At 71.1% G+C, this 12,985-nt stretch carries 11 protein-coding genes; 8 read left to right on the top strand and 3 right to left on the bottom strand.

Annotated elements, in window-relative coordinates:
* Positions 1–83: 83 nt before the first annotated feature.
* The 7 genes from OVA28_RS02550 to glmM all read left to right on the top strand — a co-directional run bounded on the left by OVA28_RS02550 (position 84) and on the right by glmM (position 8,067).
* Positions 84–1,061: a tRNA pseudouridine synthase A gene (locus OVA28_RS02550; RefSeq protein WP_442780755.1), complete on the top strand. Its 978-nt coding sequence runs from the start codon at positions 84–86 to the stop codon at positions 1,059–1,061.
* Positions 1,058–1,804 carry an MBL fold metallo-hydrolase gene (locus OVA28_RS02545; protein ID WP_268095646.1) on the top strand — a complete coding sequence of 249 codons (747 nt, stop codon included), beginning with the start codon at positions 1,058–1,060 and terminating at the stop codon, positions 1,802–1,804. The genes OVA28_RS02550 and OVA28_RS02545 overlap by 4 nt, the downstream gene beginning before the upstream one ends.
* A 36-nt stretch (positions 1,805–1,840) precedes the next feature.
* Entirely contained in the window at positions 1,841–2,098 is a 258-nt protein-coding gene (locus tag OVA28_RS02540) for a hypothetical protein (RefSeq protein WP_268095645.1), read from the top strand.
* Between the two features lie 95 nt (positions 2,099–2,193).
* Positions 2,194–5,247, top strand: coding sequence for an ExeM/NucH family extracellular endonuclease (locus OVA28_RS02535; RefSeq protein WP_268095644.1), 3,054 nt, complete (start codon positions 2,194–2,196; stop codon positions 5,245–5,247).
* 452 nt (positions 5,248–5,699) lie between these two features.
* Positions 5,700–6,146, top strand: a complete 447-nt coding sequence (gene rplM / locus OVA28_RS02530) for a 50S ribosomal protein L13 (RefSeq protein ID WP_056121470.1) — start codon at positions 5,700–5,702, stop codon at positions 6,144–6,146.
* Positions 6,147–6,185: 39 nt separating this feature from the next.
* On the top strand, positions 6,186–6,671 hold the full coding sequence (rpsI, locus tag OVA28_RS02525) for a 30S ribosomal protein S9 (protein WP_194663025.1): 486 nt from the start codon (positions 6,186–6,188) through the stop codon (positions 6,669–6,671).
* Between the two features lie 22 nt (positions 6,672–6,693).
* On the top strand, positions 6,694–8,067 hold the full coding sequence (gene glmM, locus OVA28_RS02520) for a phosphoglucosamine mutase (protein ID WP_194663027.1): 1,374 nt from the start codon (positions 6,694–6,696) through the stop codon (positions 8,065–8,067).
* 209 nt (positions 8,068–8,276) lie between these two features.
* Here the strand turns inward: glmM and coaA are convergent, their stop codons facing one another.
* From coaA to OVA28_RS02505, 3 genes are all read right to left on the bottom strand, one after another.
* Positions 8,277–9,221 (bottom strand): type I pantothenate kinase, encoded by a 945-nt coding sequence (gene coaA, locus OVA28_RS02515; protein ID WP_194663029.1) that lies wholly within the window; start codon positions 9,219–9,221, stop codon positions 8,277–8,279.
* A 102-nt stretch (positions 9,222–9,323) separates the two neighbouring features.
* Complete coding sequence (locus OVA28_RS02510) at positions 9,324–9,809, bottom strand: glutathione peroxidase (protein WP_268095643.1); 486 nt, start codon at positions 9,807–9,809, stop codon at positions 9,324–9,326.
* A gap of 9 nt (positions 9,810–9,818) precedes the next feature.
* Complete coding sequence (locus OVA28_RS02505) at positions 9,819–11,006, bottom strand: ATP-binding protein (RefSeq protein ID WP_268095642.1); 1,188 nt, start codon at positions 11,004–11,006, stop codon at positions 9,819–9,821.
* 125 nt (positions 11,007–11,131) lie between these two features.
* On the opposite strand from OVA28_RS02505, the gene glmS reads away from it, so the two are divergent.
* Positions 11,132–12,979 carry a glutamine--fructose-6-phosphate transaminase (isomerizing) gene (glmS, locus tag OVA28_RS02500; protein ID WP_194663035.1) on the top strand — a complete coding sequence of 616 codons (1,848 nt, stop codon included), beginning with the start codon at positions 11,132–11,134 and terminating at the stop codon, positions 12,977–12,979.
* The last annotated feature ends 6 nt before the right edge of the window (positions 12,980–12,985 follow it).

Below are 12,985 nucleotides of genomic sequence, written 5' to 3'. Positions count from 1 at the left end.
CGGTCGCGTCGACGTCGAGGACGATGGTGTCGGCCGGCGCTCACGCGGCACTGACGCGGCGCTGACATCGGTACCGTGGTGGTGTGAGCGAGACGGACGTGGCCCCGGCGCAGGCGTCGGCCGACAGCGGCGCCGACGTCGACGTGCGGCTCCGGCTCGACGTCGCGTACGACGGCGCCGCATTCTCCGGGTGGGCCAGGCAGCCGGGGCTCCGCACCGTGCAGGGCGCGCTCGAGACCGCGCTCGCCACCGTCTTCACCCGCTGGGGCTCGCCGCCGCTGCTGACCGTCGCCGGGCGGACCGACGCCGGGGTGCACGCCGTGGGTCAGGTCGCGCACCTCGACCTCGACGCCGCGCAGTGGGCCGCGCTGGCACGGCCCCGACGCAGCGCGCCTGACGCAAGCGGGCGCGACGGGAGCGGGCGCGGTGGCAGCGGGCGCGACCCGCTCGACGGTCTCGTCAAGCGGGTGAACGGCATCGCCGGGGTCGAGGGCGACGTGGTCGTCACGCGGGCGTCGATCGCGCCGGACGGGTTCGACGCCCGGTTCTCCCCGCTCTGGCGGCGCTACCAGTACCGGGTCGCGGACGTCGACGCCCCCCGCGATCCACGACGTCGTGGGCACACGCTCTGGTACCCGGGGCGTCTCGACCCGGCAGCGATGGAGCGCGGAGCGCTGACGCTGTTGGGGCTGCACGACTTCGCGGCGTTCTGCAAGCCGCGCGAGGGGGCGACGACGATCCGGACGCTCCAGGAGTTCCGCTGGGACCGCGAGCCGGACGGCGTGCTGGTGGCGAGCCTCCAGGCCGATGCGTTCTGCCACTCCATGGTGCGCGCGATGGTGGGGGCGACCATCGCCGTCGGCGAGGGGCGCTTCGGACCGGAGCGGCTCGAGGAGCTGCGTGTGGCGGGGGAGCGGACCAGCGCGTTCAAGGTGGCGCCGGCGAAGGGGCTCACGCTGACCGAGGTGGGGTACCCGGCGGACGCGGAGCTCGCGGCCCGGGCGGAGCAGACGCGTGCCCGGCGATCCGTGGACGGGACCTCGGCTACCGTCGGGGGATGAGCTCCCGCGAACCCCGGTCCGTCGTCTCCGTCGCCCCTGGTGTGGTCTTCGTCGAGGGGCCCGTCTCGAACTGGGTCGTGTTGGCGGAGGAGGACGGCGTCGCCCTGATCGACGCGGGCTACCCCGCCGACAGCGACCTGGTGCTCGACACGGTGCGCTACGCCGGACACGACCTCGGCGACCTCCGCCGCATCTACGTCACACACGGGCACGTCGACCACGTCGGCGGCATCCCCGGGATCCTCGAGCGCCACCCGCACGTCGAGGTGCTCGCGCACGCCGCCGAGCTCGACAACGTCCGTGGACCCGAGCGGCAGCAGGTCACGCCGGCGGAGATCGGTGGGCGGCTGGCCTCGGCGCGGGTGCTCCGCTGGCTCGGCCGGGCGATCCGGTCCGACGCCCTGCGGCCCGTCTCGGTGCCCACCGCCAGGGCCTTCACCGGCGCGGACTTCGAGGGACGGGCAATCACGCCGTTCCCCGCCGAGGGACACACGGCCGGTTCCACCGCGTACCTGCTGCCGGCCGCCGACGCGCTCGTCACCGGGGACGCGGTCGTCTCCCACCACGACACGCAGCCGGCGTCGTGGACCCCGCGGCCGCGGATGATCACGCCCTTCTTCACGGCGGACCAGGCGACGGCGCTCGAGTCGGCGCGGGCGCTGCCGATCCCCGAGATCGTGCTGCCGGGGCACGGGCCGGCCGTGCACCGGGTGGGGCGGGAGTGGGTGCCGGTCGGGTCGTGAAACGCAGGTCGTACTGAACGGCAATATGCTGGTTGCATGACTGACGATGTCCAGCCTGAGTCCGATGCGATGCGGACGGTGATCGTCGCGGTGCTCGTGGTGGTGGCGACGCTCGCTCTCCTGACGGTGGGTGTCGCAACCCCGACACGGCCGTCTGTGGCCCTGATCGCGGGCGGCGTCGCTGTCGTCACCGGAGGGCTGTCCCTGGTAGGCGCGCGCAAGCGGGGCAACCTCCTCGGTTGGTACGTGATGATGCTCGGCGTCATGGGGCTGCGGGCACTCACCGGGTCATGAAGCGCAGTAGACCGAAGGGTTCACCTCGTCGAAACCTGAACGCCCCCGCAGATCGGTAGCGTGCTGGAGTCCACGACCCCGCACCGAAGGTCCGCATGCCCCAGCACATCCGTCGCACCCTGCTGTGCGCCACGGTCGCCGCGACACTCCTCGCCGCACCGCTCGTCTCCGCCACCGCCGCCTCGGCGGACCCCGCCGGCACCGGCCTGGTCATCCGTGAGGCCTACCTGAAGGGCGGCAGCGCCGGCGCGCCCTTCAACCACAAGTTCGTGGAGATCGGCAACCCGACGGCAGCGCCCGTGTCGGTCACCGGGTGGTCACTGCAGTACCGGTCCGCGACGAGCACCGGCGCGTTCAGCACGAGCGCGCTCGAGGGCACCGTCCCCGCCGGTGGCACGTTCCTGGTCTCGATGGCGGGCAACGGCGGCGCCGCTGCCGTCGGTGCCGACCTCCCCACGCCCGACGACGAAGCGGGCCTCAACCCGTCCGGCACGACAGGGACGCTCGTCCTCGCGGACCGCACGACGGCGCTGGCCCTGCCCGCCGGTGCGGTGGCGCCCGGCACGCCCGGCGTCGTCGACCTGCTCGGCTACGGCGCGTCGAACACCTTCGAGGGGGCGGTGCGCTCCGTCGACGGCGGGAACCCCGTGCCGAACGCCCTCGTGCGAGCGGGCACGACCGACACCGACGTCAACGCCGCGGACTTCTCGAACACCACCACGCCGACCCCGACGAACGCCGCGGGACAGACGGCGGGCGGGGGCACGACCACCACGCCCCCGACGGACCCGACCCCGCCGACCGAGCCCGCTCCGGCCGAGGCCGTCACGATCGCGCAGCTCCAGGGCACGACGGACACCTCGCCGTACGCGGGGAGGAACGTCGTCACGTCGGGCGTCGTCACCGCGGTGTACGCGACCGGCGGCTTCAGCGGCTACACGATCCAGACCCCGGGTACCGGCGGCGCGGTCGACCTGACCACGCACACCGCGTCGGACGCCGTCTTCGTCTACTCGGCCGCGACGGCGTCGTCCGTCACGGCAGGGCAGCACGTCGAGGTCACCGGCGCCGTCTCCGAGTTCAACGGCCTGACCGAGCTCACGGTCTCCAGTGCAGCCGGGCTGCGCACGCTGTCCGGCACCGTGCCCGCCCCGCAGGCCGCGGCGGTCGCCTTCCCGCGGACGGACGCGCAGCGCGAGTCGCTCGAGAGCATGCTCGTCGCCCCGCAGGGCCGGTACACCGTCGCGGACAACTACACGACGAACCAGTACGGCGAGGTCGTCCTGGCCTCCGGCACCGAGCGGCTCCTGCAGCCGACCGAGGTCGCGCGCCCCGGCACCCCGGAGGCAGCGGCGATCACCGCGGACAACGCGGCGCGCAGGGTCACGCTCGACGATGGCGCCAGCACCAACTTCCTGACGAAGGCCAATCAGGGCATCCCGGTGTCGTGGCTCACGCAGGGTCCCGTCACCGTCGGTGCCGCCGCCACGTTCGACGCACCGGTCGTGCTCGACTACCGCAACAACGCGTGGAAGTTCCAGCCGACCGCGCCGGTCACCGGCGCGACGCCGTCGGCAGACCTGCCCGTCGCGTTCTCGGACGTGCGCACCGCGAAGCCCGAGGACGTCGGCGGTGACCTGAAGCTCGCCGGCTTCAACGTGCTGAACTACTTCCCCACGACGGGTGACGAGCTCACCGGTTGCACGTACTACACCGACCGCGACGGCGACCCCGTCACGGTGAACTCCGGCTGCGACGCCCGCGGTGCCGCCGAGCAGGAGGACCTCGAGCGCCAGCAGGTCAAGATCGTCAAGGCGATCAACGGCCTCGGCGCCGACGTCGTCTCGCTCGAGGAGATCGAGAACTCGGCACGCTTCGGCCAGCCGCGTGACGCTGCGGTCGCGACCCTCGTCGGGGCGCTCAACGCCGCGACCGGTGCCGACACGTGGGCGTACGTCCCGTCCCCGGCGGTCGTCCCGGCGAGCGAGGACGTCATCCGTCTCGCGCTGATCTACAAGAAGGACCGCGTCGCCCCCACCGGAGCGTCCACGATCCTGCAGGACGCCGCCTTCACGAACGCCCGACAGCCCGTCGCCGACGCCTTCCGCCCGCTCGGCGGCACCGCGGACGACGAGTTCCTGGTAATCGCGAACCACTTCAAGTCCAAGGGCTCCGGCACCGGTGCGAACGCCGACCAGGGTGACGGCCAGGGGGCGTCGAACGCGGACCGCGTCGCACAGGCGAAGGCCCTGGTGACGTTCTCCACCGCCATGCAGACCCAGTACGGCACGGACAAGGTCTTCATGCTCGGCGACTTCAACGCCTACAGCAAGGAGGACCCGATGGTGGTCCTCGACGACGCCGGCTACACCGACCTCGGGCCGACGGCGGACGCCGACGAGTGGTCGTACGTCTTCAGCGGCCTGAGCGGGTCGCTCGACCACGTGCTCGCCTCGCCCGCAGCGCTCGCCGACGTCACCGGCGTGGACATCTGGAACATCAACTCGGTCGAGTCGGTGGGGCTGGAGTACAGCCGCTACAACTACAACGCCACGAACCTCTACACCGACGACGTGTACCGGGCGAGCGACCACGACCCGATCCTTGTCGGCATCGACCTCCCCGGGATCGGCGGGACGACGACGCCTCCCGGTGACGGTGGCACGACGCCTCCTGGTGACGGTGGCACGACGCCTCCTGGTGACGGCGGAAGCCCGACTCCGACTCCGACCCCTGCTCCGCAGCCGGGCGACGAGGCCGCGGTCCTGGCCGTCGACGGTCACCTCCGTGTCGGGGCGTCGTTCCGCCTGACGGGCACCGGCTTCGCTGCCGGCGAGCGGACCACGGTGGAGCTGCACTCCGAGCCGGTCACCCTCGGCACGCTGACCGCGGACGCCTCCGGCCGCCTGTCCGGCACGTTCACGGTGCCGTCGTCGGTCACCGCCGGGACGCACACCCTGGTGGTGACCGGACCGACGACCGGCACGGTGACGCTGGTCGTCACGGTCGACCCCGCCACCGGCACGGCATCGGGGCTCGCGTTCACCGGCGCGGAGCTCACCGGCGGCATCGTCGCAGCGCTGCTGCTCCTGGCAGCGGGTGCCGGCCTGCTCATGGTGCGCCGACGTCGCCTGGCTCGCGCCGCGTAGTCCACGCGACCACGAACGGACGGGAGGCTCCCCACCGGTCACGGCCGTCCCGCCGCTGCCGCGTCGGTCCGGTACCGGCCGGCGTGGGCCCAGGTGCCAGCTGGCACGAGCCTCCCGTCCGGTTCTTCCCACATCGCTCGCGATGGAAGGCGCGATCGCACGTTGCAGGTCGAGAATCCTGACCCGCAACGCGCGATTCCGCGTGCTGCGCGCGATTCCGCTTGCGGGGGAGCGGGAGCGGGGCGCGGGGAGAGAACGGGTGGGGGTGGTGCGCGCGTGTGTTTGACCCGCGCGAGTCGCATCCGGTAGGCTCTCACATTGGTCTGCGCGCCGTTGTGCGCCAGACAGTCAGATGAGCCCTCCACCGGGGCGTTCAGCGGGTGTCACCCGCCAGAACACCTCACGGAGCGGGATTCACGGACTCCTCACCTCGACACGAAAGCAGCACTCCTGTGACTCGCACGTTCTCACCGAAGCCGGCAGACGTCCAGCACGACTGGATCGTCATCGACGCCACCGACGTCGTCCTCGGCCGTCTCGCCTCCCACGTCGCCGCCCTCCTCCGCGGCAAGCACAAGGCCACCTTCGCCCAGCACATGGACATGGGTGACTTCGTCATCATCGTGAACGCGGACAAGGTCGCACTGACCGGTTCCAAGCTCGCGAAGAAGGTCTACTACCGTCACTCGGGCTACCCGGGCGGCCTCACGGCGACCTCCTACCCGGAGATGCTCGAGAAGCACCCGACCCGCGCCGTCGAGAAGGCGATCCGCGGCATGCTCCCGAAGAACACGCTGGGCCGCGAGCAGCTCAAGAAGCTCAAGGTGTACGCGGGTCCGGAGCACCCCCACGCCGCGCAGCAGCCCAAGACGTACATCTTCGACCAGGTCTCGCAGTAACCAGCGGCCACGACGACTTCCAAGGACTAGAGAAAACTCATGGCTCAGATCGCTGACTCCCTCGACCAGACCCCGGAGAGCTTCACCACGGAGAGCGCACCCGCCGCTGCCGAGGCCGCTCCCCGTCAGATCCTCAACGTCTCCGGCGGTGCCGTCGGGCGCCGCAAGGAGGCCATCGCCCGCGTGCGCCTCGTCCCCGGCTCCGGCACCTTCGTGGTGAACGGCCGCACGCTCGAGGACTACTTCCCGAACAAGCTGCACCAGCAGCTCATCAACGACCCGTTCAAGGTGCTCGAGCTCCTCGGCTCCTACGACGTCACCGCCCGCATCACGGGTGGCGGCCCCTCGGGTCAGGCCGGCGCGCTGCGTCTCGCCATCGCCCGCACGCTGAACGAGATCGACCGCGAGAACAACCGCGCGGCCCTCAAGAAGGCCGGCTTCCTCACCCGTGACGCCCGCGTCATCGAGCGCAAGAAGGCCGGTCTCAAGAAGGCCCGCAAGGCGTCGCAGTTCTCGAAGCGCTGATCAACTGACGTCGGAGGACACCATGCCCCGTCTGTTCGGTACCGACGGCGTTCGTGGCCTCGCCAACGGCGAGTTGACGGCCGCGCTCGCACTGGGCCTTGCCCAGGCGAGCGCGGCCGTGCTCACGCACGGACACCACGCGGACGCCCGGCGGGCGTCCGGCCGACCGCGCCCCCGCGCGGTCCTGGCGCGCGACCCGCGCGTCTCCGGTGAGTTCCTCGGCGCGGCAGTCGCAGCCGGGCTCGCCAGCGCTGGCGTCGACGTCCTCGACGCCGGAGTGATCCCCACCCCGGCCGCCGCCTTCCTGGTGGCCGACATCGACGCCGACTTCGGCGTGATGATCTCCGCGTCGCACAACCCGGCGCCGGACAACGGCATCAAGTTCTTCGCCGCGGGCGGGCGCAAGCTCCCCGACGAGGTCGAGGACCGCATCGAAGCCGCCATGCACGACCAGTCCGCGCCGACCCCCACCGGCATCGACGTCGGGCGGATCACCCGCTTCGCCGACGCTGAGGACCGCTACGTCGTCCACCTGCTCGGCACGCTCCCGCACCGGCTCGACGGGATCCACGTCGTGCTCGACTGCGCCAACGGTGCCGCCGCGGGCGTCTCGCCCGAGGTCTTCGTGAACGCCGGGGCGAAGGTCACGCTCATCGGGGCCGACCCCGACGGCTGGAACATCAACGACGGCGTCGGGTCCACCCACATCGACAACCTCGCCCGTGCCGTGCTCGAAGCCGGCGCTGACGTCGGCATCGCCCACGACGGCGACGCCGACCGGTGCCTGGCCGTCGACGCCGCCGGCAACGCCATCGACGGCGACCAGATCATGGCGATCCTGGCGCTGTCGCTGCAGGAGCGCGGGCACCTGAAGTCCGACACCCTCGTCGCGACGATCATGTCGAACCTCGGGCTCAAGCGGGCCATGGCCGACGCGGGCATCACGATGATCGAGGCCGGCGTGGGCGACCGCTACGTGCTCGAGAAGATGAACGAGGGCGGGTACTCCCTCGGCGGCGAGCAGTCCGGCCACATCATCTTCCAGGAGTACGCCACCACAGGCGACGGCATCCTCACCGGACTGCACCTCGTCGCCGAGATGGCGCGCACGGGCAAGTCGTTGCAGGAGCTCGCGTCGTGCATGACCGTGTTCCCGCAGGTGCTGCTCAACGTGCGCGGGGTCGACCGCCACGGGCTCGCCGACCAGGGCGTGCAGGACGCCGTCGCCGCGGCCACCGCGTCGCTCGGTGACACCGGCCGCGTGCTGCTGCGTCCGTCGGGCACCGAGCCCGTCGTGCGCGTGATGGTCGAGGCCGCCTCGCAGGAGACCGCTCAGCGCGTCGCCGAGGAGCTGGCCGCGGTCGTCGAGGAGCGCTTGGCGCTCGACGCCGCGTAGGCGCTTCGCGGGCTTGCTGCGGCGCGGCTGCGCGCCCCCTGCAGCGCCGCTGCGCGTCCCGCTGCGCGCCGCAGCGAGTTTCGGAAGACACCGGTGTTCGTGCTCCGCGCCGCGGAAAGTCGCGGCGCGAACGACGAACACCGGTGTCTCCCGGACGGGGGCGCGGGACGGGCCGTGCCACCACCACTGGCCAGCCAGCGCCGCGCGCGTCAGATCTTGCGGAGCAGGACTGAGTTCACCTTGTGGTTCGGACCCTTCTTCAGCACGAGGGTGGCCCGGGAGCGCGTCGGCAGGACGTTCTCGACCAGGTTCGGCTCATTGATCGCGTGCCAGACCTCGGTCGCGGTGCGGACGGCGTCCTCGCGGGACAGGCTCGCGAACCGGTGGAAGAACGAGTCCGGGCTCGAGAACGCCTCCTCCTGCAGGGCCAGGAACCGGTCGACGTACCAGGACTCGATGTCTCGGGTCTTGGCGTCGACGTAGATGGTGAAGTCGAAGAGGTCGGACAGCGCCAGCCGACCGTGCAGCGGCGGCGCCAGCACGTTGAGCCCCTCGACGATGAGGATGTCCGGCTGGCGGACGACGATCTCGGCGTCCTCGACGATGTCGTAGACGAGGTGCGAGTAGTACGGCGCCCGGACCTCGGCCGCGCCGCTCTTCACCTGGCTGACGAAGCGCAGCAGGGACCGGCGGTCGTAGGACTCCGGGAAGCCCTTCCGGTCCATGATCCCGCGCCGCTCGAGTTCGGCGTTCGGGTACAGGAACCCGTCGGTCGTGACGAGTTCGACGCGGGGGGTGTCGGGCCAGCGCTTCGTGAGCTCGCGGAGCAGTCGGGCGACCGTGGACTTGCCGACCGCCACGGACCCGGCCACGCCGATGACGAACGGCGTCCGCCGGGCACGCTCCCCGAGGAAGCGACTGGTCTCCGCGTGCAGGTCCTTCGCGCCGGCGGCGTAGAGCGTCAGCAGGCGGGACAGGGGGAGGTAGACCTCCTGCACCTCCTGGATGTCGAGGCGGTCACCCAGGCCCCGGAGCTGGACGATCTCCGTCTCCGTCAGGGACAGGTGCTCCTTGGGAGCGAGCTGCGACCACTCCGCGCGCGGGATCTCCACGAAGGGGGAGGGGTGCGCGACGGTGGTCTCCGTGATCGGCATGCGTCCGAGCGTACAGACGGGAGGCCCGGATCACGTTCGCCGACCGGCGCCCGTGACCCGGGCCTCCCGTCTGTATCCGCGGCTCGCGCCGGGCGCGACCGCTCAGGCGGGGAGGGCCGCTTCGATGGCGGCGATGACCTCAGGAGCGTCCGGCTTCGTCGTCGGGCGGAAGCGCGAGACGGTGCCGTCCGGCGCCACGAGGAACTTCTCGAAGTTCCAGATGACCCGACCGGCCTTGCCGCCTGCGTCGGGCGTCTGCTTCAGCTCCTTGTAGAGCGGGTGCGCGCCCATGCCGTTGACCTTGACCTTCTCCGACATCGGGAACGTCACGCCCCACGTGGCGGAGCAGTACTCGTCGATCGCCTCGGCGGAACCGAGCTCCTGCAGGAACTGGTTGCTGGGGAAGCCGAGGACCGTGAAGCCGCGCGGGCCGTACGTCTTCTGGAGCTCCTCGAGCTGTTCGTACTGGGGCGCGAGGCCGCAGCGCGAGGCCACGTTCACGACGAGCACCGCCTTGTCCCCGAACGCCCCGAAGGTGGTCTGCTCGCCGCGCAGGGTGGTGATGGCGATCTCCTCGAAACGTCCCATGGTCGCAAACTAGTCGACCAGGTCGAGATCGGCCTGACGGCGGACGAATGCGCGCATGTGCGGCACGGTGAACGCGATGCGTCCTCGCTGTGGAGCGAAGACGATGCCCTTGCTGATCAGGGCATGGCGGGCCTGGCTCGTCGCGTTGGCCGCGACGCCGAGGCGTGTCGCGACCGCACCGGTTGAGGACTCTCCGTCCGGGTCCTCGGACATGGCGACGAGGTACTGCCGCTCTGCAGGCGTCGCGCTCGCCCACCGGCCGGGGAAGAACCCGCTGTCGAGTTCGGCGTTGCCGCGGTCGATGGCGCCGATCGCGTCGGCCTCGGTGATCCGCCTGTCCTCTGCCAGGTCCCAGGCAGCGGCTCCGTAGGTCTGGAGGAAGTAGGGGTACCCGCCGGAGGCGTCCACCAGGACATCGAGGGCACTCGCGTCGAACGTCACGCCCGCGCGTCTGGCTGGCACCACGAGGGCGTCGCCGGCGGCACCGGAGGGCAACGACCCGATCTCGCGGTAGTCGAACAGTCGCTCCGCGTAGGACTTGGCGGCGGTGAGCGTTCCGGGCACGCTCGGCAGGCCAGCGCCGACGACGACGAACGGCCACCCACGCTGTCCTGCACGGTGCTGGACTGACAGGAGTGCCCCGAGGAGTTCCGGTTCCAGGTCCTGGAGCTCGTCGATGAACAACGCGATCACCCGCTGTTGCTCGCGGAGCGCCGGAGCGAGGTCCTCGACCAGTTCTTCGAGGTCAATTTCGATCACGCCGGTGTCTGCTCGTCCGACGGCAGCCTCGAGCTCGATCGAGAAGCCCAGCCCTCCGAACTGCATGCCGAACGACTTCACGGTGGCCAACGCCTCGAGGACCGCTGCCGACATCGCGCGGCCACGACTCAGCCGTCGGGCAGCGAGCGCGATCTCACGGGCGAGTCGCCGTCGAGTCGTCTGTCGGCCCGAGTCCGACGTCTGCCCCTCGACGTCGACGACGAGCCACCCGGCACGGTCTGCCTGCACGCGGAACTGGTTCAGCAGGACGGTCTTGCCGACACCGCGCAGACCGTGCAGGACGAGGCTCCGGGCGGTCTGCCCTCGTCGCGAGCGTGCAACGAGCAGGTCGAATGCATCCAACTCTGGCTGCCGGCCCACGAGTTCCGGTGGGCGAAGGCCCGCCCCGGGTGCGTAGGGGTTGAGTTCGGCATGCATCTGACAGATTCTATCCGTCTCTGAGGTTCACGACAGAATCATTCAGAAAGCGGCAGACCGTATGGTCTGTCTCGATCCGGTGTCCACGCAGGAAGGTCGCCCGAGGAGACCATAAGATCGACGCCATGTGTGGAATCGTCGGCTACGTCGGCAGCAACAGCAGCACGGACGTGCTCATCGGTGGTCTCCGTCGGCTCGAGTACCGCGGGTACGACTCCGCCGGGATCGCCGTGATCGACCCCTCCGGGGACATGACCTCGGCCAAGAAGGCGGGCAAGCTCCAGGCCCTCATCGACGAGCTCGACGAACGTCCGATCCCCGACGGCGGCACCGGCATCGGGCACACCCGCTGGGCGACCCACGGCGGTCCGACCGACGAGAACGCGCACCCGCACCTCGCCGACGGCGGCAAGCTCGCGCTCATCCACAACGGCATCATCGAGAACTTCTCCGCGCTGCGTGCCGAGCTGACCGCCGAGGGCGTCGAGTTCCTCAGCGAGACCGACTCCGAGGTCGCCGCGCACCTCGTCGCGCGGGCCTTCCGCGACACCGGCGACCTGACGACCGCGATGCAGCAGGCCGTGCAGCGACTCGACGGCGCGTTCACGCTCCTCGTCGTGCACGCCGACCAGCCCGGCGTCGTCGTCGGCGCCCGCCGGAACTCGCCCCTCGTGGTCGGCCTCGGTGACGGCGAGAACTTCATGGGCTCGGACGTCGCCGCGTTCGTCGCCTACACGCAGCGCGCGCTGTCGATCGGCCAGGACGAGATCGCCACGATCCGCCCCGACGGCGTCGACGTCATCCACTTCGACGGCACCCCGGCCGAGCCGAGCGAGTTCGAGGTGAACTGGGACGCCTCGGCCGCGGACAAGGGCGGCTGGTCCTCGTTCATGGCGAAGGAGATCAGCGAGGAGCCCGAGGCCGTCGCGAAGACGATCCTCGGCCGCGTTCACGAGGGTGCGGTCACCCTGACCGACCTCGACCCGATCGCGGACCGCCTGCAGCAGGTCGACCGCGTCGTCGTCATCGCCTGCGGCACAGCGGCCTACGCCGGCATGCTCGGCAAGTACGCCATCGAGCAGTGGGCACGCGTGCCCGTCGAGGTCGAGCTCGCCCACGAGTTCCGGTACCGCGACCCGGTGCTGAACGACCGCACGCTCGTCGTGTCGATCAGCCAGTCCGGCGAGACGATGGACACGCTGATGGCCGTGAAGTACGCCAGGGAGCAGGGGGCGCAGGTCCTCTCGATCTGCAACACCCAGGGCGCCACGATCCCGCGCGAGTCCGACGCGGTGATCTACACCCACGCCGGGCCCGAGGTCGCGGTGGCGTCGACGAAGGCGTTCCTCGCGCAGGGCGTCGCGCTGTACCTGCTCGGGCTGCACCTCGCCACGCTCCGCGGCACGCTGACGACCGAGCAGGTCGCCGAGCAGGTCGCCGAGCTCGAGGGCCTGCCCGCCAAGCTGCAGCAGACGATCGAGGACGCCTCTGGGGTCGCCGAGCTGGCGAAGTGGATGGCGGACACCCGCAGCGTCCTGTTCCTCGGCCGCCACGTCGGGTACCCGATCGCGCTCGAGGGCGCGCTCAAGCTCAAGGAGCTCGCGTACATCCACGCGGAGGGCTTCGCCGCGGGCGAGCTCAAGCACGGCCCGATCGCGCTCATCGAGCCGGGGCAGATCGTCTTCGTGATCGTGCCCTCGCCGCGTGACGCCCGGTCGCTGCACCCGAAGGTCGTGTCGAACATCCAGGAGATCCGCGCTCGCGGCGCCCGGGTGATCGCCATCGCCGAAGAGGGCGACGCCGCCGTGCTGCCCTTCGCCGACGAGGTCCTCCGGATCCCGCTGGCGACGCCGCTGTTCGAGCCGCTGCTGGCCGTCGCGCCGCTCCACATGTTCGGCATGGAGCTCGCGGCCGCGAAGGGGCTCGACGTGGACCAGCCGCGCAACCTCGCGAAGTCGGTCACCGTCGAGTAGTCGGCG

Origin of the sequence: Curtobacterium sp. SL109 (assembly GCF_026672405.1) — a bacterium.
Classification (GTDB): Bacteria; Actinomycetota; Actinomycetes; order Actinomycetales; family Microbacteriaceae; genus Curtobacterium.
The sequence above is the reverse complement of the archived record's forward strand: the minus strand, read 5'-3'. Positions and strand labels throughout refer to the sequence as shown.